The sequence below is a fragment of the Pseudoalteromonas holothuriae genome (assembly GCF_945859825.1).
GTDB classification, from domain to species: Bacteria; Pseudomonadota; Gammaproteobacteria; order Enterobacterales; family Alteromonadaceae; genus Pseudoalteromonas; species Pseudoalteromonas holothuriae.
The window spans coordinates 99448-121696 of the sequence record NZ_CAMAPC010000010.1 but is presented as its reverse complement, the minus strand read 5'-3'; the positions used below and the strand labels follow the sequence as shown (position 1 = coordinate 121696).

The window sequence follows — 22249 nt, the reverse complement described above, 5'->3', positions numbered from 1 at the left end:
ACTATCACAAAGCATGAATACAGGGTACGTAGCAAATTGTAAAAAAATATGGAGTATCTGATAGTTAAATTCAATTTTTGGTGTAAAATGCGTGAACTCTCGCGGCATGGAAGTTTTATGTTGTCTATATCTCGATTTAAACACATGAATTTAAAGGGCGATTTGTTTGGAGGAGTAACTACTGCGATAATTTCCCTCCCGCTCGCTCTAGCATTTGGTGTTGCCTCAGGAGCTGGTGCTGAAGCCGGCATGTGGGGCGCAATTCTCGTGGGTCTTTTTGCGGCCCTATTTGGTGGCTCTACCTCTCTCATTTCTGAACCTACAGGTCCGATGACGGTTATTATGACCGCAGTCTTAACCACTATGATGGCCAAATATCCCGAAACAGGTATGGCTATGGGTTTTACTGTGGTCATGATGGCAGGTGCATTTCAGATTTTACTCGGCACATTAAAACTGGGTAAATATGTGACGTTAATGCCATATAGCGTGATCTCTGGCTTTATGTCTGGTATCGGGGTTATTTTAATTATTCTGCAAATTGCTCCCTTACTTGGCCATAAAGCACCATCAGGTGGTGTTATCGGCACTTTGTCAGTACTGCCCGAACTGGTTATGAACTTGCACTTTACAGAGCTTTTATTAGGTGTGCTTACTTTAGGCATTCTTTTTTATCTTCCGCAAAAATACCGCCAATATGTGCCTGCACAGCTCGTTGCTTTAATTGCGATTACTTTATTCTCAGTGATCTTTTTTGACTCCGATAGCATTCGCCGCATTGGTGAAATTCCTAGTGGTTTACCCGATATTGTTTGGCCTACCTTCGGTGCGGACGTGTTTACTGAAATGATCATTGATGCACTTATCCTTGGTACATTAGGGTGTATTGATACACTCTTAACGGCAGTTATTGGCGATAGTTTGACCAGAACGGAGCATAACTCAGACAAAGAGCTCAGAGGTCAAGGTATTGCTAACATGATCTCAGGCTTATTTGGCGCGCTACCTGGTGCAGGTGCAACTATGGGCACGGTGGTTAACATTCAAGTGGGTGCTCGTTCACCAGCAGCTGGAATTATTCGCGCCCTAATTTTAATGGCTGTGGTGTTTGTGGCGGGCAGCTTAACCGAACCAATTCCTATGGCTGTACTTGCTGGTATCGCCGTTTATGTTGGCTTTAACATTCTCGACTGGAGCTTTATTCAGCGTGCACACAAACTCAGTATCATGCAAATGGCTATCATGTATGGCGTAATGCTATTAACTGTGTTTGTTGATTTAATGGTTGCTGTGGGTCTTGGTGTATTTATTTCAAATATTATTGTTATTGAGCGATTGAGTAGAATGCAAGCTGAGCAGGTCAAAGCAATTAGTGATAGTGATGACGATGTGCCTATGACAGATGTTGAACGCGAATTATTTAACCGAGCACAGGGGCAATTACTGTACTTTTATTTATCGGGGCCAATGATTTTTAGTGTCTCTAAGGCTATCGCCCGTCAACACAGAGATATAGCTAAATATAAAGCAATGGTGCTTGATCTCAGCGATGTTGCAATGTTAGATGTTACCGTTAGCCTCGCTTTAGAAAATGCGATTATTGATGCGCTTGATGCCAACTGTGAGGTGTATATTTATTCACCTAACAAAGAAACCAGTGAGCAATTACATCGCTTTAATATCAACGAACGTTTAGGTGGCAACGCGTTTTGCCAAAGCCGTGAAGAAGCGCTCAACATGGCACTGAGTACTATGCATTCGAGTGAATAAACTCCTGCACAAAATGATCAAGCAACAATCGCAAACTAGTAGGTACATATTGTCTGGGTGGATATACCGCCCAGACCCCTTCAGCCTCAGGCTTAAACTTTGGCAAAAGTTCAATCAACTGCCCCTTCTGTAAAGCGGCTTGCACATAATAGTGCGGTAATTGAACCAAGCCCATGCCTTTACAAGCGGCATCTAGTAAAGCCCAGCCACTATTACAAATTAAATTACCATGCACAGTAATATTACGCTCCTTAGCACAATCTAAAAACCGCCATGTACGACTATTACCAATCAAACAAGTATGCTGTGATAGTTCATTTAAACTATGAGGCTGACCATGATTTGTAATGTAGCCCGGTGCAGCGCAGACCAAAGTGCGCCTTGAAGATAATTTTCTAGCCCTAAGGCTTGAATCTTTTAAATGACCAAGCCTGATTGCAACATCAATACCAGCTGCGACAATATCTAGCTGTTCATTACTTAACTGCATTTCCACACTTACCTTCGGGTATTTACGCATAAAGTCATGAACTAATGGCATAATGTAGTGCTCGCCAAACATCACGGGGGCAGTAAGCTTTAATACTCCTGAAGGCTGCTGATCACGCTGTCGAAGCGCCAGTTGAGCATCGTTATAGGCATGCTGTAAATGTCTTGCATGAGTGAGAAAAACTTTACCCTCTTGAGTCAGTGTGAGAGTACGTGTAGTTCGAGTCAATAACTGATGATTTAACTGTTGTTCAAGCTCTTTGACTCTTCTGCTAACTTGCGCAACCGAAGTACTTAAATTTTTTGCAGCAAGCGTAAAAGAGCCAAGTGTGGCAACCGCAACAAACTCGTCAATACCTGTCCATCTATCCAACATTCATCCATTATTACATATATGTAAAAGTGTTTTAGTTATTTAGATATTATCAAATATATTAAAGTAATTATACTGAGTCCATCATGTATAACCAATGAGAAACAAACCATGTCTGAATTTATTAAATCAAAAGCCGCTATCGCTTGGGGTCCTGGGCAGCCTTTAAGCATCGAAGAAGTTGACGTCATGATGCCAAAAGCAGGTGAAGTACTTGTTAAAATCACTGCTACTGGTGTTTGTCATACCGACGCATTTACGCTCTCGGGTGATGATCCTGAAGGCGTATTCCCCGCTATTTTAGGTCACGAAGGGGCTGGTATAGTCGAAGCGATAGGCGAAGGAGTCACCAGTGTCTCTGTAGGCGACCATGTCATTCCACTATACACTCCTGAATGTGGTGAGTGTAAATTCTGTACCTCTGGTAAAACTAACCTTTGTCAAAAAATTCGTGAAACTCAAGGAAAAGGTTTAATGCCAGATGGCACCACACGTTTTTATAAAGATGGTAAACCAATCTTCCACTACATGGGCACATCTACATTCTCTGAGTATACCGTGCTTCCTGATATTTCATTAGCGAAGGTTAACCCAGACGCACCACTTGAAGAAATTTGCTTACTCGGTTGCGGGGTTACAACCGGGATGGGTGCAGTTATGAACACGGCTAAAGTTCAAGCTGGTGACACCGTCGCAATCTTCGGTTTAGGTGGCATTGGCTTATCTGCGATTATTGGTGCAACCATGGCCGGTGCCAAACGTATAATTGGTATTGATGTTAATGAAAGCAAGTTTTCTTTGGCAACTAAACTCGGTGCCACAGAAGTGATCAATCCCAAAAACTACGACAAACCAATCCAAGAGGTCATTGTTGAAATGACCGATGGTGGTGTTGACTTTTCTTTTGAGTGTATAGGTAATGTTGATGTAATGCGCTCTGCTTTAGAATGTTGCCATAAGGGGTGGGGAGAATCAGTGATCATTGGTGTTGCAGGTGCTGGACAAGAAATTACTACGCGCCCTTTCCAACTTGTTACAGGCCGCGTTTGGCGTGGCAGTGCCTTTGGTGGTGTAAAAGGTCGTTCTGAATTACCTGAAATTGTAGAGCGTTACATGGCTGGTGAATTTAAGCTTGATGACTTTATTACTCATACAATGAAACTTGAAGATATAAACGAAGCATTTGATTTAATGCACCAAGGAAAGAGTATTCGCTCTGTAGTGCACTATAAGTAAGGGTTATTATGGAACTTATTACCAGCAATAAAGTAGTTGGCGGCTGGCATAAGCGATACCGCCACACCAGCACAACTACACAATGTGATATGACTTTTGCAATCTTTTTACCTGAAGCTGCTAATCATGGAAAAAAGGTACCGGTGCTTTATTGGCTTTCAGGCTTAACCTGCACCGATGAAAACTTTATGCAAAAAGCAGGGGCGTTCAAAACTGCCAATGAACTTGGCATTGCTATTGTAACATCCGATACTAGCCCACGTGGTGAGAGTGTTGCTGATGACCCGGCTGCCAATTACGATTTTGGTTTAGGTGCGGGGTTTTACCTCAATGCAATAATGCCTCCGTTTGATAAGCACTATCACATGTATGACTATGTTGTGAGTGAGCTTCCTCAACTGATCAAAGCACACTTCCCTGTGACAGAACAACAAGCCATAAGTGGTCACTCAATGGGTGGCCATGGTGCTTTGACCATAGGTCTGCGTAATAGCGATGTTTACTCAAGCATTTCAGCTTTTAGCCCAATTGTTCACCCGCAACAATGCCCTTGGGGAGTTAAAGCATTTACAGGTTATTTAGGGATAGATACTAGTATTTGGCAGCAATATGACGCAACGGCTTTGCTTTCACAGCAGCAGTTTAAGCAACCAATCCCTATTTTAATAGACCAAGGCGATGCAGACAGCTTTTTAGAAGAGCAACTACAACCTTGGCATTTGCAAAAAGTAGCTGAGAATATCAATTATCCTCTCACATTAAACATGCGAGAAGGCTACGATCATAGCTACTTTTTTATCAGTAGTTTTATCGACGAGCACCTGCATTTTCACGCTAAACACTTTTCTTAAACAATCCACAGAATATAAGGCTTATTTAAACAAGCCTTATATTCCCTAAAGTTAGTAATTTACAGAATATGTAAGTTAAAGTGGCATGCAAGCGTTGAGCACTTTAATGGTTTCAATTAGTTTTACAGCTATGCTTATTCTTCCCACACAAAACTTATAAAAAGTGTTTAGTAGCAAGTAATTATCATTGCAAATTAGCTTACTGTCTCCCACAATAAGGTTAATTCTCTTTTTATATCAAGGCAAACCATGGAAGTCGAACATCAGGAAGTTGCCAATTTCTTGGAAGCATATGCTCCATTTTCTGACTTACCATCAGATGCACTAAACACCCTTGCAAGTAACGTAGAAGTGAGCTATTACCGCTGTGGAAGCCAAATATTTGAGTACGAACAGCAAATCAACTATCTATATGTAATTCGCTCAGGCTCTGTAGAATTACTTCGTCGTTCAGGCGAGTTATATCATCGTATCTCAACTGGTGGTATTTTTGGCCACCGAGGCTTGCTGATGAATCGAAAAGTACGATTTGGCGCAAATACACTCGAAGATACCTTAGTTTATTGTATACCTGTCGGCATTTTTGATGAATATTGTAATAATTTTGAGTTTTTTGCCGACTATTTCGAAGCAGATGATAACACCCGCTTGAAAATGACCGTCTCTGAGCAAGCTGACAGTAATGACATGACCACTGCCAAGGTCACCAAACTAATATTAAGAGATGTAGTTTATGCTGAACGCAACAGTACCGTTCAGCAAGCTGCACAAGTGATGGCTAAAGAACAAGTATCTTCTCTTTTGATCTATGACCCTGCGAAACCTATGGTTGATGACCCTGAAGAAGACGATGCACAAGTGGTTGGCTTAATAAGTGACAGGGATCTACGCAATAAAGTGGTAGCCCAAGGGTTGCCTTATGATACGCCCGTTGCTGATATTATGACAACCGACGTGGTTATTATTGACTCTAATGCTTATGTATTTGAAGCCATGATGTTAATGCTCAGAGACAGTGTTCATCATTTACCAATTGTACATAAACGTAAGCCTATTGGTATGCTCACCTTATCAGATATTTTACGTTATGAGTCACAAAGTAGTCTATTGTTTGTACGAGGGTTGATGGAGCAACAAAGTGTTGATGACCTTGCCAGTTACGCAAAATATTTAAGCACTATCTTTATTCGTATGGTCAATGAAGATGCCAATTCGCATATGATTGGCTCAGCGATGTCTATTATTGGTAAAACATTCAAACACAAACTACTCGAACTTGCTGAAGCTAAATTGGGACCGCCTCCTATCGCGTATTGTTTTATTGCACTAGGCTCCATGGCACGTGATGAGCAGCTGATAGTTACCGATCAAGACAACGCATTAATACTTGATAATAGCTACCAGTACAACATGCATGGAAAATACTTTGAACAGCTCGCCAAGTTTGTTTGTGATGGCCTTGCTAATTGTGGTTATACCTATTGCGATGGCGGAATTATGGCGAGTAACCCTGCTTGGCGCCTCACTTTTGACCAATGGCAAGCGCAATTCAGTGACTGGATAGAAAACCCTAAACCAGAGGCCCTATTGAATAGCTCTATCTTCTTTGACCTTGAAGGCGTTTGGGGCAAAGTTAAATGGGCTGAAAGCCTTACCAACTTTATTAGTAAAAAGGCGCAGAAAACACCCGGCTTTCTCGCCGCTATGGCGCACAACGCACTAAGAAGAACACCACCTTTAGGGTTTTTTAACGGCTTTGTTTTAGAGCAAGATGGTCAACATCGGCGCTCTATGAATATCAAACGTCGCGGTACAGCGCCCTTATCAGATTTAGTGCGTGTACATGCATTAGCTGTGGGTTCAAGAAAACAAAATTCATTTGAAAGACTTGAAGACATCAACGAAGCAAACATACTACCGAAAGGGAAAGTACAAGACTTGCAAGCTGCCCTTGAATACATTGCAATTATGCGCATTAAGCATCAATCTTGGCAAATTGAACAAAATGAAAAACCCGACAATAGTTTATCCCCTGAAACACTTTCAGAGTTTGAACAACGAAACCTTAAAGAAGCATTTGGTGTTTTAGACAAAGCACAAAGCTTTTTAAAATTCAGATATCAAAACAAATCAATAATGAAGTAAAAATAGGATTGCTTTAAATGAAACAGTTTAGCTAGTTATGCAGGGTAATATCATTTCGTGGCAAAGTCGTTTTCGGCGATTAGCACAAACATCAAAAGACACTCGCTTAAAAGCGTTTTATCAACAAGGTGTAGTAGACCCTTTTGGCACGTTAGCACAAAGTAACTTTGTTGCCCTTGACTTTGAAACTACAGGGTTAAACCCAAATAAAGATGACATAGTCAGCGTGGGTATTGTTCCTTTCAACTTAAGTAGGATCTGTTGTGCTCAGGCAAAGCACTGGTTAGTTAAACCAAGCTGTATATTAGCTGAAGAGTCCGTAACATTACACCGAATTACGCATTCTCAAATTGAGCAAGCGCCTGATTTAACAATTGTTTTAGAGGAAATATTAGCGGCGATAACAGGTAAAGTTATCGTGGTACATTATCAGTTTATGGAAAAATCATTTTTTCATGCTGCGTTAATGGCAAGATTAAGAGAGGGAATTGAATTCCCGGTCATCGATACTATGGAAGTAGAAAAAACAGCGATAAATAAGCAAAGAAGCTGGCTTGATAAACTTACCAACAAAGCGATACCATCGCTTCGGTTGGCTGATTGTAGAAAACGTTATGGCCTTCCCTATTATCAACCCCATCATGCGCTGTCTGATGCATTGGCAACTGCAGAACTATTGCAAGCTCAGTCACAATATTGTTTAGACCCTGCAACCATGATAAAAGATCTATGGCGCTAACTGATAACCGCTTTATTAAAATATTGATCATTCTAGCTCGCTAAATGACTCATGTGTGTAATAACTACATACTGGAATTTTTGTCTTGTTACTAAAGCATTTATCTATGGCAATATTTGATCATTTATTTGATGTAGTTGACATAAAAAACATACAAAAAAGCGAAACCTGAAGTTTCGCTTTTTTACACAAAAACTCTATGTAAATTTAATAGCTACTTTTAGGCTCTGTTCTTAATCCCAATATCAAACTAACACACATGAGCAATAGCACAAAAGTAAATGGTAAACCGGTAGATATGGCACCTGCTTGTAGTGCCTCTATAGCTTCTTTACCACCTATCCAAAGCAACGCCGCTGCAATTGTACCTTCAACACTTGCCCAAAAAATACGCTGTGGTACAGGCGCATCAATTTTACCACCCGCTGTAATACTATCTATAACCAAAGAGCCCGAATCAGAAGAGGTAATGAAGAATACCAATACCAGTAAAATCGCAACAACTGATAACAATTCACTCATAGGTAAATTTTCAAACATTTGGAACATAGCTAATGGCACTTCAGTTAAACCATCACTGCCTAACGCACCAATACCATTTTTAACTTGATCGATAGCCAACCCACCATAAATCGACATCCAAAGTACAGTTACCAAAGTTGGGATCAGTAACACTGCAATAATAAACTCTCTAATAGTACGTCCTTCAGAAACACGCGCAATGAACATGCCTACGAACGGTGACCAAGAAATCCACCAAGCCCAATAAAATACGGTCCAACCTTGAAACCAAGCTTCATCCTCTCGATTATGTGGGTTACTCAATGGAATGATATTTTCTACATACCCCATCAAAGTAGTCGGCACATTCCCAAGCGCCACCGCAAAACCAGCGATACAAACAAATAATAGTAGTGCAAATGCAATGAGCATATTTGCATTACTCAGCAGCTTAACACCTCCATCTATGCCACGTACGACAGATATAATCGCCAAAGCGGTCACACCCGCAATAACACCTACTTGCAAACCAAGTCCCGATTCAATACCAAAAACATGCTCAATACCAGCGCCAGCTTGTTGTGCGCCTAAACCTAATGACGTTGCAAGACCAAATAGCGTTGCGAGCACCGCCAATATATCAATAATATGACCTGGCCAGCCCCAAGCTCTATCACCTAATATAGGATAAAAAATTGAACGAATTGATAACGGTAGTCCCTTATTGTATGCAAAAAAGGCCAGTGATAATGCCACTATCGCGTAGATAGCCCAAGGGTGTAAACCCCAATGGTACATGGTTGCACCCATTGCCACTTTTGCTGCTTCAGGCGTATTTGCAGTAACGCCCAATGGCGTTTCATACCAACCAGTGTAATAAGCTACAGGTTCAGCAACCCCCCAAAACATTAAGCCAATACCCATTCCAGCAGCAAATAACATAGCTAGCCAAGACAAAGTAGAGTAGCTAGGTTTTGCATCGGCCCCACCGAGGCGTATTTTACCAAAAGGTGATATAACCAACACCAGACAAAAAACCACAAATAAATTGGCTGACCACATAAATAGTGCGTCAAATGTACCTATAATATCCCACTTTATGCCATCTAAAGTCGCTTTAGCTACCTCAGAATCAACAAGCAAAATGGCAACTAAAAAGGCTAAGATTAAACCTGCGCTCACACCAAACACTGGATTATGTACATCAAAACCCCATTTTTGAACGTTATCTTGTCCGACCGTATAGTCAGTATTGTCGATACTGTACTTATCGTGGTTATTACCCATGATATCCTCTTTTTTTGATTGTGATACGACACCAAACCATTTGTACCGTTACTTTCTTCACAGCACACTAAAAGTGCTGATAAGACTAAGTTAGCTTGGTAAGTCACTCGTAAAACTCAGTTGTAGCTTAGGTGTGTAAAATTTATTCCCGAGCATTAATTCCCGACCACTAAAAGAAATAAAAATTCATCTAAGTTGTTGTATCAATGTGTTACATCACTACAGTTAAACTACCAGCTAGTTTATTAACTACGCTTTTTTGAACTGAAGGGTAAATGATGGGTTTATGTTAGTTACAATGACAATATTATATCAATTGCATTAAATAAATGATCAGATGTTGCGATGGATAAATGGCTTGGTAACTAGGCAAAATTTCGCCATGTAGTTATTCTACATGCGTAATTTATAACGCAGTTAATGACTCATCTAACTCGCCAAAATGATCAATGTTCTAATAAAATTAATATCACGCCTTAAATAATTGTAATTAAGATAAACCAACCAAGCTGTTGTATATCAGCTTGTTTATTGCCTTGATAATCAATCAATACAACACTCAACTGCGTCTCTAGCTTTCCTTTACTAGTGTAGGGCTTCATATAAAAAAGTAAATGGAGACTGGATTTTTATTTATAAATCATCGCTTTCATGTACAAAAGTTAAACGTTAGTGGAATTTATGCGCTATCGAATAAGCAGATGTACGCTAAGTAAGAGAAAGCTATAACCCAACCCTAATACGTTCAATCGCAATTAAAGATGCCAGTTAATGCATTATAAAGCTTATAGGTACAACAAAAAGGCGCTCATCCTGAGCGCCTTGCTTTGCTTAACAATTCTTCTTTAGCTTAAATCGGTATACTGATTATTTTCAGTCAAGGTGATCTTATTATCAAACCCGGGGATGGTGAGTGACTCTTTATCAATCAGCAATTCTGACTCATCAATTTGCCCTTCGCCAAAGCGATAAATTAGCTCATATTGCCCTAAGTCTGCAGCGTGTTGATAACGTAACTGAGCTTGTACAGTACACTCTAGTTTGCTGTTGTAATCGGTAAATAAGTCATCGCTGTAGCGTTTAGCCAACAAGCGCATCGTTTGTTTAGGCGAAAAAACGGTCGCAGTGGCATTATTACCACCAAAACCTTTTGAATTAATAAATGCAATGTCCATATCTTGGCACTCATAATGCTCTGTGCGAATATCTAGATACTCGTTATACACATCATCAGCTACTTTATCTATCGTAGTCACCCCTGGCATTATATTGTGGCTAAACACCCCAAGTGCCATGGCTAGCTGGTCACCACTGGCAGGCGCTATGGTGTGTCCTACATAGGCTTTTGGTGCAGCGATTTTCCAGCCATTTATAGAAAAAGCTTCTGCAACTTTATGATAAATTAACGATTCGGTTACGCGATTTTGAGGCGTACTTGAGCCGTGAGCCAAAATAAAACTACGTTCTCGCAGCGCCTCAGTACCTGCAATCTGCTCTGCTAAAGCCACCGATTTTGCCATTGTTATATAATTACCCGGGCCCGGTGCCGTAATTGACTTTTTCACGCCATCAGCATTAACAAACACATCAACAACAGAGCCCATAATTTGAGCGCCCATAGCTAAAGCTAGTTCATCATCCATCAAAATAGCGACTTGTGCGCCCTCCCCAATGGTAAAGCCACAGTTTTCACCAAATGGACGACTGGTACGTCGATAATCTACATGATCACTGTTATCTAATTTTTTCAGACCTTCTTCATTAGCAAGCGCACCCATAGTACCAAAGCCCTCAATTACTTCAGGTGTTAAAGCACACTCAACGCTTGCCACAATTGCAACGCGCGTGCGGCCAGCTTGAATATCATTCACCGCAGCGCGCAGGTTATATAAAAAAGTGGCGCATGCACCTGATGTAGTGAAAGTTGTGCCCACACTTCCCGTTACGTAAGCATTAATAAAATCAGTCGACATCGTATTTAAGCCTAGCGCGAGTTGTTTAGTACTTACCCGCTCACCTTTCATGCGCGCTCGAATTAAGCCACCAAAGCCTTCATCACTCATTTGCCCTGCAATTGAGGCTGAATAAGTACCAATTTGATCTGGTTTTACGCTATTCATCACTTGCTGCCACTCAAGTCCAGTTGAGCGCACTGCATCTGTTGCAGCAAAAATAGTAGCTTGTAAACCTCTAGGTTGATAACGGCTGTTGTACATTTTCCCGGGCTCAAAACCACTTGGGAACTGGCCTGCAGCTTTAATAGGGTTATCTCTGTAACTATCGTGCTTTACTTCAAGTTGCTCAGGGACTAAAACAGAAACCAATTTACTCTCAATGTCAGTTACCTGCCAACTCGCGGGCACTGGAGTGGGTAAATCACGCTTTTTACATTGAAAACGTAAGCCAGCTGAATCACTGCTTTTTATTGTCAGTTTTTGCTGCCAATGCGTTGCGTCAACATCAAAATGGTTTTTTTCAATTTTACGAATTAACGTACCCGCTTTTATTTGCTCACCCAATCGTATTTCTATCTGGTCAGCCGTAATGACGGTGCCATCTTTATTTACAATAAGCTGACCACCTTGATAACTAACCAAATTCATTAGTGTGGCGAGGCCTAAAAACGTTTCTTGCCTAGCTTTTTGTGTCAACTTATCTAATACAATACGACGGAATCCTTGGTGGAATGAAGTACGCCCAGCGGCGTTAATGCCCCCCATACCAACAATAATAGGTAATGCTGTCATGCGAATTATTCTATATAGCTAAATATGTGTTGATTTTAGTTGGAACTTAGAAATTATATAATGCAAAATTAGACATATAACATTACTAATTAGCCAAAACAAGGTGGTCTGACCAGATGAGCCAACCTATTCACGTCGCTTTTATCCTTTATGAGCATATGTTATTTACCAGTGTCACTTTACCAGCGGAAATGTTACGAGCTGGTGAAGCGCATGCTAAGCGGCATTTAGGGAAAGGTTTTAGACCTTTAAAACTCTCTTGGCTAAGTAGTGCGGAACATGAGATTGATAACGAGCTGGGCATTCGATTACAACCCTCGGGAGAGCTAAGTGAAATTGCACAACAAGATTATGTGATTGTACCAAGTATTTGGCGTAACCCAAGACCCGTTATTCATAAAAACCCTCATTTGACCAATGAGTTAATGACCAGTTGGCAAAATGGCGGTACCGTCATTGGTGTAGGTACGGGCGTCTGTTTTTTAGCCGAATCAGGGTTGTTGGACGGACACCCTGCAACCACTCATTGGCATTACGCTGAACAGTTTAGTCGTAGCTACCCAAAAGTTGATTTAAAACCCGATTTTTTCATCACCCAATCTGAACGCATTTATACTGTAGCAAGCCTAAATGCTCTGGCAGACGTTATTGTTCATCTTATTTCGCTGCTATACGGCAGTGCGGCAGCCAATCATGTGCAACAAAACTTTTCTCATGAAATTCGCAAACCCTATGAAGAGCAAAGATATTTAGAAGGTGCCGTTGATACGCACCCAGATGAGCAAGTAGCAGCCATTCAATTCTGGCTTAAAAACAACTATGCCAGTGAGTTATCTCTCGCCCAAGTCGCTATGCAGTTCGATTTAAGCCAGCGCACTTTTAATCGACGTTTTAAAGCCGCTACAGGACAAACAGCCACTGACTACTTGCAATCTTTGCGCCTTGAAACCGCCAAAGAGTTATTAGCCAATAGCAATCTATCCATTCAAGATATTGCCATGTCTGTTGGTTTTAATTCGCAAGGTTTACTCACTAGAGTGTTTAAAAATAAACTAAATCAAACACCCAGTGAGTATCGAAAAGTAGTTAGGAAAAAACTATTTTCGTAACAAGCACCATTTACTTTACTGCCAAAATATAATTAGCAATTGCCCCCGATGCAGTAAAGAACAACACGCCCTAAAGGTGTAAAAACGCCACGCGTTCTAAAACGGGTGACGTTAATTAAATGATTGCGGTTTTATCAGCCTATGCTGCTAAATCATGGCCATCATCATTTTAGCTGGGTTTTCAAGGTAAGCTTTCCACAAGTTATTAAATCTTGCAATTGTGCCACCATCTATTACTCGGTGATCGCCAGACCAACTTACTTGCATTATTGCTCGAGATACTACGTTACCTTTATCATCAAAACGAGGTAAATGCTGGAGTTTGCCAAGTGCGACTATAGCGACCTCAGGCTTATTAATAATCGGAGTTGCAGTAGTACCACCAATCGCGCCAATATTAGAGATAGAGATAGTGCCACCTTTTAAATCATCTGGTGATACACGCCCTTCTCTAGCTGCATCAGTCAATCGCATCACTTCTTGCGCAACAGCAACAATCGATTTGTTCTGGCAGCCTTTAATATTTGGCACCAGTAACCCTAACTTTGAATCAACTGCCATACCAATATTATGATCATCGAAGTAAGTAAGCTCTGTGCACTCATCATTTACTTTTGAATTAACCACTGGGTACGCTTTAATTGCTAACGATAATGCTTTAATAAAGAATGGCATCATAGTTAGTTTAACGCCTTCTTTTGCGTACTGCTCTTTAAGCTCTTTACGTAGTGCAATGATTTCAGTTAAATCTATTTCATCACTGAAAGTGAAATGCGGTATAGTTGAAACCGAGGCTACCATTTGTTTAGCCATTGCCGCTTTCATACCACGAATTGGCTCAACTCGAGTCGTACCTGAGCTTACAATATTTGACGATGTTGTAGCTGGTATTTTACCTGCACTTTGACTGGTGGTTGCCTGAACCGCACCACCTTCAACAAAGCGAGTGATATCTTCTTTAAACACGCGGCCATTTTTACCTGTACCTGGCACTTGGTTAATATCGACATCTTGTTCGCGTGCCATACGCCGAACAGCTGGTGACGCAATGGCTTTGCCATTTGCCGGTAGCTGCGTTTTAGGCGCTTGTTTTTGTTCCGCTTTAACGGTTTGAGCCGCAGCTTTTACTTCTACTTTCGCCTCTGCTGGTGCATCACTCATGCCAGCTAAACGCATCTGAAATAATGGACTGTGTACTTGTGCGATATCGCCCTTCTGATAGTACAGCTTTTCAACCACACCATCATATTTTGCTGGGATCTGCACCAATGCTTTGTCTGTCATCACATCACAAACAGCTTGGTCTTCTTTGATTTCATCACCCTCAGCAACTAACCACTCGACAATTTCACACTCAACAATCCCTTCACCAATATCTGGTAAGATAAAATCATCTAGCTGCGATAATACACTACCTGTAGAGCGTTGTTCAGCTGCTTGCTCTTGACTTGCGTCATTAGCAGGTACTGAGCCTGCTACATCCATCGCAAATAAAGGATGATGTACCTTGGCGATTTCGCCTTTTTCATAATGCAAAGTCGTGATCACACCATCATGAACAGCTGGTATCTGAACTAACGCTTTGTCTGTCATTACGTCACAAATAGGTTGATCTTCTTTTACTTCATCCCCTACAGCAACTAACCATTCTACGATTTCACACTCTACGATGCCTTCGCCAATGTCGGGTAAGATAAATTCTTTAGCCATGACTAATCCTTAAAACTCTACTGACTGTTTAATAGCAGCGAATACCTTTAGTGCATCAGGCACATATTCTTTCTCAAGAGCAAGTGGGTACGGTGTATCCAATCCACATACTCGGGCAATTGGCGACTCTAAATGCAAGAAACATTCTTGTTGGATGGTAGCGGCAATTTCAGCGCCAAAGCCATTTGTGATCGGCGCTTCGTGACTGACAATCAAACGACCTGTTTTGATTACTGACTTTGCTATCGTTTCCATATCCCAAGGTAAAATACTGCGCAAGTCAATCACTTCACAGCTAATACCAGCCTCTTCTGCTTTGCTGGCAGCTTGCTCGATAATTTCCATTTGTGCACCCCAAGCAAGCAATGTTACATCACTGCCTTCTTTAACTACTTCAGCCTTGCCAATTTCAATTGTGTAGTCTTCTTCAGGTACCTCTCCCACTGATGCTCGATACAAGCGCTTAGGTTCAAAGAAGATAATTGGATTATCATCTTTAATACATGCACGTAACAAACCTTTGGCTTGATAAGGGTTTCGTGGAACAACCAATTTTAAACCGGGTGTATGTGCAAAATATGCTTCAGGAGATTGAGAGTGGTATAACCCACCAGCAATACCACCACCGTAAGGTGTTCGTATGGTAAGGTTTCCTACATCAAATTCATTACCACTACGATAGCGGAATTTTGCTGACTCGTTTACGATTTGATCAAACGCGGGAAAGATATAATCTGCAAACTGAATTTCTGCTAATGCGGGAGCACCAAATGCAGCTAAACCATTTGCAAACCCTAAAATCCCTTGCTCTGTCAGTGGCGTATTAAATACACGGTGTTTACCATACTTCTCTTGCAAGCCTGAAGTGGCACGAAAAACGCCTCCGAAATAACCCACATCTTCACCAAAAATACACGCTTGAGGGTGTTCATTCATAGTGATATCTAGCGCCGAGTTAATGGCGTGTAGCATGTTCATTTTAGCCATTATTTAATTCTCCCTGCGGTCACTGGATAAGCATCTGGGTGCTTTTTAATATGCTCTTTCAATTCTTCATATTGCTTTTGAAGTGATGGAATTGGCGTATCGTAAACGTCTGAGACTAGCTCTTCAAGGGCAGGTTTTTGTATTTTTTCTGCAACTTTTACCGCTGCTAAGATATCTTCGCGTATTTTATCTTTTGCCGATTCATCTTCAGCTTCATCTAGCCAGCCTTGTTTTAATAGCCACTTTCTAAAACGCTCTATTGGGCAGCTTGCTTTAAATGCAGCTTCTTCTTCTTTACTACGATAGCCAGATGGGTCATCAGACGTTGAGTGCGCACCAAGGCGATAAGCAATTGACTCAATGAGGATAGGCTCCCCATTCTCAGCTGCTATTTTACGTGCTGCCTGTGTTGCGGCATAGACAGCTAAAGCGTCTGCACCGTCAACACGAATTGTTTTAATACCGTAACCCACACCACGCGATGCAATACCATCTCCTTTAAACTGCTCGTCAGCGGGGGTTGAAATTGCGTAGCCATTGTTACGAGCAAAGAAAATCACCGGTGCTTCATGGACCGCTGCCATATTTAAGCCAGCATGAAAATCGCCTTCAGATGCAGCACCTTCACCAAAATAACAGATAGTGACATTATCAATTTCTGAATCAAGCTTACCGGTCTCTTTATCAATATGTTTTAATTTTTGACCGTATGCATAACCTGTTGCTTGGGGTATTTGCGTACCAAGAGGTGACGAAATCGTTAAGTAAAATAAGTCTTTTGACCCATAATGCACTGGCATTTGGCGACCTTTACCTAAATCTTTTTCGTTAGAGAATAACTGGTTCATGAACTGCTCAAGTGTAAAGCCCCGATATGCAATAGCAGCTTGTTCACGGTATTGCGCCATTATCATATCTTCGGGCTTTAATGCAGCAGTGCTGGCTGTAATAGCGGCCTCTTCACCTAAGCATTGCATATAAAAACTTACACGCCCTTGTCTTTGCGCCGCTTGCATGCGCTCATCTAACAGGCGAATAAAACGCATGGTTGAATATAAATGCTGTGCTGTTTCTTTATCAATATCTGGTGCTTGCGCACCATCTAGCACTTCACCGTTGTCACCTAAAATGGTTAACGTTGGAATATCTAGGGCATGGCTATCAATAAACTTCAACGCATGGCTGATATTTAACGATATGTTATTGGGGTTAGTCATAACCTACCTTCTCTTGTTGTCATAACACGTGCACGCTTGAGTATGTATACTCGTTCCAAACAGCACTAATCACAATGAATTTTTTAATTATGGATCAGCGTTAAATTGTAAGAATTATCTGTTTAGAGAATGCAAATTGCTTAAATAAAAACTAGTGACACTTTACGTTAACGTAAAGGGTTATTCAACTAATCCTAGATGAATAACCCTCTATTTGCATAATTATGCTTGGAAAGATTTTGATACGCAGGAGTTATTACTTTAAAAACAGATGATTAAACAAACCTTTCATCGACTTCCATAGGAATAACCGTTAATAGCGCCCTTTGACCCAATGCCACCTTAGCATTTGGGAAAATAATTGCCTCACCCTCTACTTCCGCTAAATACTTAGTATCACCGTCAGAGGCTAATAATTCACCTTGTGCGAAGCCCGTAAAATTTTCAGCGCTGTCTGAGAAGGGAAAGCTAAAGCTTTGCTGTGTTCTATTAATGGTTCTATGAACCTGGAATAGCTCAAAATCGCTAGAATTAAAATTCTTATATTTAATGCTAGCTTGGCTAATTAATGCAGTTAATGTGTTCTTTGTTTTAGTAAAACGACTCATGTCATTTTCACCAAATGGTTTCACCTGTCCAAGCTCTATTGTAAATGCGTCTGCTGCAAATTGATTTGAAGAAAAATAACTAAATGTTGTTGCTGCAGAGCGCATCATCAATACCGTGTTCACACCACATGCGAGTAAAAATTGTAATTGTGATTTCTTCCACGGCTTACCATGTAAGAACGGATATACTGCGAACTTTTCATTTTTAGAACCGCGAATAGCAGTATGTAAATCATAATGACAGCGATAGCGGCCCTGCTCAACTGAAGTGAAAAACTCTCTAACGTATTGCTCTAGATTGGCAGCACGTTTACGCTCTTCATTCATTACCGAGCCTTGTCCGTGTACGCCATTAAATAAGCGGTTCAAATTTTCTTCCACAAACCGCTCACCAATATTAATTGATTTAGGGTTACCGAAAATAAACAACACACGATGCGCAAGTTGTAGTTCTTCTTTTATTACAGCTGTTATTAGTTCATCACAGATCTCAATAGGTGCTGTTTCATTACCATGTACAGCACTTGATAATACGATGTCTTTATTACCATAATTGGCTGGTGTAAATTGAATAACGCCAGTATCTATCACTTCAACCACAGTGCCATTGCTTAAAGTAAACTGCTGCGCAGGTAGGCTAAATTCGTTGTTTCTAGTGAGGCTTAAAAAATCCCCAGATGTTTTTAGTTCTTCAAGGTACATACGGTCACCTAGTTAGATATGTGAGAGATGCTACCCACAATAGATAGCAATACAAAGATATAAAAAAACCATGCAATAGCATGGCTTAATACACGAGCTTTAATTAGTTAATGACTGAATCAACAAGTGCTTTAGCTTCTTGTTCGAGCTGTAGCAAATGCGCTTCGCCTTTAAACGATTCTAAATAAATTTTATAGATATCTTCTGTACCAGAGGGGCGAGCTGCAAACCAACCATTTTCGGTTACCACTTTTAAGCCGCCTATGGCTGCATTATTACCCGGTGCGTTAGTTAAAATTTGCGTAATTTTATCACCTGCGAGTAAATCTGCTTTAACGTCTTGCGCACTTAGTGACTTTAAACGTGCTTTTTGCTCAGGCTCAGCTGGCGCATCTATTCGCTTATATAAAGGTGCGCCAAATTGTTGCTCTAACTCTTTATAACGCTGTGATGGTGTTTTGCCTGTTACAGCTAATATTTCAGCAGCTAATAATCCAAGGGTAAAACCATCTTTGTCAGTATTCCAAACACTACCATCTAAGCGTAAAAATGATGCACCTGCACTTTCTTCTCCGCCAAAGGCAAGCCATTGCTTATTAAGCCCTTTTACAAACCATTTAAAGCCAACAGGTACTTCATATACTTGACGATTATTGGCAGTAACTACTTTATCAATCATTGCTGAAGACACTAAAGTTTTACCAATTTTTACATCCTGCGGCCAATTTCTATGGTTGAGCAAATAGTCAATGGCAACCGCTAAAAAGTGGTTTGGGTTCATTAACCCATCTTTGGTTACTATTCCATGGCGGTCGTAATCTGGATCGTTGCCAATACCGATGTCATAATCATCTTTAAGTGCAATCAGATTGGCCATAGCGTAAGGAGATGAACAATCCATGCGAATTTTGCCGTCTTTATCCAATGGCATAAATGCAAAACGAGCATCGAGCTTATCATTAACTACAGTTAAATTGAGATCATACTTTTGCGCAATGACAGGCCAAAAGTTAATCCCTGAGCCCCCTAAAGGGTCAACACCAATATTAACGCCAGCTTTAGCGATAGCTTGCATATCAACGATATTTTCTAAATCATCAACATAAGGAGTGATCAAATCTAGGTATTTTATAAAACCAGAACGTTTGGCTTTAGCAAAAGAAAACAGCTCAACTTCAACCAAATCTTCTAGAAGTAACTTATTCGCGCGATCTTCAATCCATTTAGTGACATCAGTATCTGCTGGGCCACCATTTGGTGGATTATACTTAAATCCGCCATCTTCAGGAGGGTTATGCGATGGTGTTACCACAATTCCATCTGCAAGCTCGTTTGGATTTTTTTTATTATGACAAACAATCGCATGACTAATTACGGGAGTTGGCGTGTAATCATCATTTTCTTGTGTAATAACTTGTACTTCATTAGCAACCAATACTTCAATTGCAGAGTTATACGCGGCTTCTGAGAGCGCGTGCGTGTCTTTACCCAAAAATAGCGGGCCAAATATATCATTGGCTTTTCTATAATCACAAATTGCCTGAGTAATGGCCAAAATATGTGATTCATTGAACTTCACATTATAAGAGCACCCCCGGTGACCTGATGTACCAAATGCAACGCATTGCTCTGGGAATTGCTCTAAGTCTGGCTCATTAATATAATAAGCAGAGACAAGCTTTGAGATATTAACCAATTGCGACTGTGTCACCGGTTTCCCAGCGTCTGGATGGATTGCCATAAGATTTCCTTATAGGTAGTCTCGGATAGTTTCGGCTTGCGCTTCATTGTAGCCTAGGCTTAATGCGACTTCATGAAGCATCATTTTCTTACGAGTTGTATTTGAGTTGGTCATCACCCAATATTCACTGTCAAGAATATTTTTTGGGTTCATACTACTACCACTTTCAAGTAACGCTTCTTTACTTTTTGCAAAATAAATTCTGTCACGCCCTTTAATATCAAGCACTTTATTAAAATTCTTTTTATGGGTACGATGTAACGCGCAAAGGATAAACAAAAACCGACCTACTACGCCTTTTTGCATCGCCAGTTCTTCTTTATTAAGGATATTAAATACATTTTCATGCAATTCAACCGGCGTGTCTGCTTGCTTGCTAGCCTCTGATTGATCCATATCTTGCGCTACATCATCAGTGACAATGGCTGAGGTTTTACTGTCAGTAGAGAGGTTTAATAAACGACGTAATATTTGTGAGGCACTCTCGCCAATACTTTGAGTATTACTAGCGATGTATTGATACAGTTCGTCATCTATTTCTATTTTCTTCATGCTTTTCCTGTCATTACTGAAATTTTGTGCATCTACTTTCGATTATATCCTGATTTCGCACATTACTCTACGGCTTTGCATTTTTGCCTAATACTGGCACAATTGCAAAAATAGACTTAGGAGAAAACATGCTACTTAACTACACTAAAACAGGCACAGGTCCTCATGTTGTTCTTATGCATGGTTTATTTGGTTCACTTGATAATTTAAATATTATTGCCAAAGCACTTAGTGAATACTTTTGTGTTATCAATGTCGATTTAAGAAATCACGGGCAGTCATTTCACGATGAGTCAATGGACTACCCTAGTATGGCTCAAGATATTATCGTGCTTATGGACCATTTAGGTATCGAAAAATCGCATATTATAGGGCACTCGATGGGTGGCAAAGTTGCTATGCAAATTGCTATGCTAGCAGAGCAACGCGTTAACCGATTAGTAGTGCTCGATATTGCCCCTGTTACCTATCATTCTCGTCATGATGAAATAATCAAAGGTTTAAATGCCGTAGCACAAAGCACGCAAATCAATAAAAGAAGCGATGCTGACAAACTGCTATCTAACTATATTGCAGAAGCTGGTGTGAGACAATTTTTACTAAAAAGTCTCGAGAAAAATGTACAAAATAAATTTAACTGGCGATTCAATTTGCCAACAATATCGAAAAATTATACTAACATCACCACAAATATAAATGAAACGCATTCTTGTTTATGTGATACCCTATTCATTAAAGGCAATAACTCAGATTATATTGTTCCTGAACATAAAGAAGCAATAACTCGGTGCTTCATAAATGCCAAAGCAAAGGTGATACATGGAGCAGGACACTGGCTACATGCTGAAAAGCCACAATCAGTAAATCGTTCGATAATTGATTTTCTTCAATAATCGTATTGTTTTTGCTTTGTGAACTTAATTTATGTCAAATGATTATGTTATAGTGTGCGCCGTTTGATTTTTTAGTAGAGCGTACATGGTCAGTCAGTTTATAAATGAATTTGAAACCTTAGGGCTGTATTTTGCTTTAGCAGGGATCTTCTTTTTTATAGGAATGGCAATTCAAGACGTTCTTAAAAAAGGTAATGTACCCAAATTTGGCAGATATACTGTTTGGTTAGTATTGTTTTTAGGCTGCTCAGGGTTTATTGCTAAAGGATTAATTCAAGTGTTTTGGCAAGGTGCAGGTGTTGGTTAAAAATGGCAAAATCTGAGACAGATAGGACCACAATTGACTTATTTGATAATGAAAAGCGCCCTGGTCGACCTAAGACAAACCCGCTTCCTAGAGAAGTGCAATTAAAGGTAAACAAGCGCAATCAGATTAAGCGCGATCGTGCAAGAGGCTTAAAGCGTGTAGAATTTAAAGTGTCATCTGAGCTGTATCAAGCTTTAAGTGACATGGCAGATGAGCAAAATATTAGTCGCAGCGCGTTAATTGAAACAATCTTGCAAGAAAAATTAGCGAATAACAGATAGAAGG

19 protein-coding genes are annotated in these 22249 nt (G+C 40.4%); 9 read left to right on the top strand and 10 right to left on the bottom strand.

Translation table 11 applies throughout. The features are described 5' to 3' along the window. The first annotated feature begins 117 nt into the window (after positions 1-117). A complete protein-coding gene (locus OCI93_RS13440; RefSeq protein ID WP_261626617.1) occupies positions 118-1770 on the top strand; it encodes a SulP family inorganic anion transporter in 1653 nt (550 codons plus the stop codon). Here the strand turns inward: OCI93_RS13440 and OCI93_RS13435 are convergent. After that, positions 1751-2632: a LysR substrate-binding domain-containing protein gene (locus OCI93_RS13435; RefSeq protein ID WP_261626616.1), complete on the bottom strand. Its 882-nt coding sequence runs from the start codon at positions 2630-2632 to the stop codon at positions 1751-1753. The two genes, OCI93_RS13440 and OCI93_RS13435, sit on opposite strands and share 20 nt — an antisense overlap. A gap of 111 nt (positions 2633-2743) precedes the next feature. On the opposite strand from OCI93_RS13435, the gene OCI93_RS13430 reads away from it, so the two are divergent. The 4 genes from OCI93_RS13430 to OCI93_RS13415 all read left to right on the top strand — a co-directional run bounded on the left by OCI93_RS13430 (position 2744) and on the right by OCI93_RS13415 (position 7603). Then, positions 2744-3868: an S-(hydroxymethyl)glutathione dehydrogenase/class III alcohol dehydrogenase gene (locus tag OCI93_RS13430; RefSeq protein WP_261593536.1), complete on the top strand. Its 1125-nt coding sequence runs from the start codon at positions 2744-2746 to the stop codon at positions 3866-3868. Between the two features lie 8 nt (positions 3869-3876). Then, positions 3877-4719 carry an S-formylglutathione hydrolase gene (gene fghA / locus OCI93_RS13425; RefSeq protein ID WP_261593535.1) on the top strand — a complete coding sequence of 281 codons (843 nt, stop codon included), beginning with the start codon at positions 3877-3879 and terminating at the stop codon, positions 4717-4719. A gap of 249 nt (positions 4720-4968) precedes the next feature. Beyond that, a complete protein-coding gene (locus OCI93_RS13420; protein ID WP_261593534.1) occupies positions 4969-6864 on the top strand; it encodes a DUF294 nucleotidyltransferase-like domain-containing protein in 1896 nt (631 codons plus the stop codon). Between the two features lie 37 nt (positions 6865-6901). Continuing rightward, on the top strand, positions 6902-7603 hold the full coding sequence (locus tag OCI93_RS13415) for a 3'-5' exonuclease (protein WP_261593533.1): 702 nt from the start codon (positions 6902-6904) through the stop codon (positions 7601-7603). A gap of 207 nt (positions 7604-7810) precedes the next feature. Here the strand turns inward: OCI93_RS13415 and OCI93_RS13410 are convergent, their stop codons facing one another. From OCI93_RS13410 to OCI93_RS13400, 3 genes are all read right to left on the bottom strand, one after another. Continuing rightward, positions 7811-9391, bottom strand: coding sequence for a BCCT family transporter (locus tag OCI93_RS13410; protein ID WP_261593532.1), 1581 nt, complete (start codon positions 9389-9391; stop codon positions 7811-7813). A 476-nt stretch (positions 9392-9867) separates the two neighbouring features. Beyond that, positions 9868-9993 carry a hypothetical protein gene (locus OCI93_RS13405; RefSeq protein ID WP_261626594.1) on the bottom strand — a complete coding sequence of 42 codons (126 nt, stop codon included), beginning with the start codon at positions 9991-9993 and terminating at the stop codon, positions 9868-9870. Positions 9994-10236: 243 nt separating this feature from the next. After that, positions 10237-12138 (bottom strand): beta-ketoacyl synthase, encoded by a 1902-nt coding sequence (locus tag OCI93_RS13400; protein ID WP_261593531.1) that lies wholly within the window; start codon positions 12136-12138, stop codon positions 10237-10239. 116 nt (positions 12139-12254) lie between these two features. Between OCI93_RS13400 and OCI93_RS13395 the strand changes: the two genes are divergently transcribed. Then, positions 12255-13247 (top strand): GlxA family transcriptional regulator, encoded by a 993-nt coding sequence (locus OCI93_RS13395; protein ID WP_261593530.1) that lies wholly within the window; start codon positions 12255-12257, stop codon positions 13245-13247. Between the two features lie 147 nt (positions 13248-13394). Here the strand turns inward: OCI93_RS13395 and OCI93_RS13390 are convergent, their stop codons facing one another. The 6 genes from OCI93_RS13390 to seqA all read right to left on the bottom strand — a co-directional run bounded on the left by OCI93_RS13390 (position 13395) and on the right by seqA (position 20764). Next, positions 13395-14957 carry a dihydrolipoyllysine-residue acetyltransferase gene (locus tag OCI93_RS13390; RefSeq protein ID WP_261626593.1) on the bottom strand — a complete coding sequence of 521 codons (1563 nt, stop codon included), beginning with the start codon at positions 14955-14957 and terminating at the stop codon, positions 13395-13397. A 9-nt stretch (positions 14958-14966) separates the two neighbouring features. After that, complete coding sequence (locus tag OCI93_RS13385) at positions 14967-15944, bottom strand: alpha-ketoacid dehydrogenase subunit beta (protein ID WP_261593526.1); 978 nt, start codon at positions 15942-15944, stop codon at positions 14967-14969. After that, positions 15944-17161, bottom strand: coding sequence for a thiamine pyrophosphate-dependent dehydrogenase E1 component subunit alpha (locus OCI93_RS13380; protein ID WP_261593525.1), 1218 nt, complete (start codon positions 17159-17161; stop codon positions 15944-15946). The genes OCI93_RS13385 and OCI93_RS13380 overlap by 1 nt, the downstream gene beginning before the upstream one ends. A 275-nt stretch (positions 17162-17436) precedes the next feature. Then, a complete protein-coding gene (gene astE, locus OCI93_RS13375; RefSeq protein WP_261593524.1) occupies positions 17437-18471 on the bottom strand; it encodes a succinylglutamate desuccinylase in 1035 nt (344 codons plus the stop codon). Positions 18472-18574: 103 nt separating this feature from the next. After that, positions 18575-20212: a phosphoglucomutase (alpha-D-glucose-1,6-bisphosphate-dependent) gene (gene pgm, locus OCI93_RS13370; protein ID WP_261593523.1), complete on the bottom strand. Its 1638-nt coding sequence runs from the start codon at positions 20210-20212 to the stop codon at positions 18575-18577. Between the two features lie 9 nt (positions 20213-20221). Next, entirely contained in the window at positions 20222-20764 is a 543-nt protein-coding gene (gene seqA / locus OCI93_RS13365; protein ID WP_261593521.1) for a replication initiation negative regulator SeqA, read from the bottom strand. Positions 20765-20892: 128 nt separating this feature from the next. On the opposite strand from seqA, the gene OCI93_RS13360 reads away from it, so the two are divergent. From OCI93_RS13360 to ybfE, 3 genes are all read left to right on the top strand, one after another. Beyond that, positions 20893-21657: an alpha/beta fold hydrolase gene (locus tag OCI93_RS13360; RefSeq protein WP_261593520.1), complete on the top strand. Its 765-nt coding sequence runs from the start codon at positions 20893-20895 to the stop codon at positions 21655-21657. Between the two features lie 85 nt (positions 21658-21742). Continuing rightward, on the top strand, positions 21743-21964 hold the full coding sequence (locus OCI93_RS13355) for a DUF2788 domain-containing protein (RefSeq protein ID WP_261593519.1): 222 nt from the start codon (positions 21743-21745) through the stop codon (positions 21962-21964). A gap of 2 nt (positions 21965-21966) precedes the next feature. Continuing rightward, positions 21967-22245: a LexA regulated protein gene (ybfE, locus tag OCI93_RS13350; protein ID WP_070985549.1), complete on the top strand. Its 279-nt coding sequence runs from the start codon at positions 21967-21969 to the stop codon at positions 22243-22245. The last annotated feature ends 4 nt before the right edge of the window (positions 22246-22249 follow it).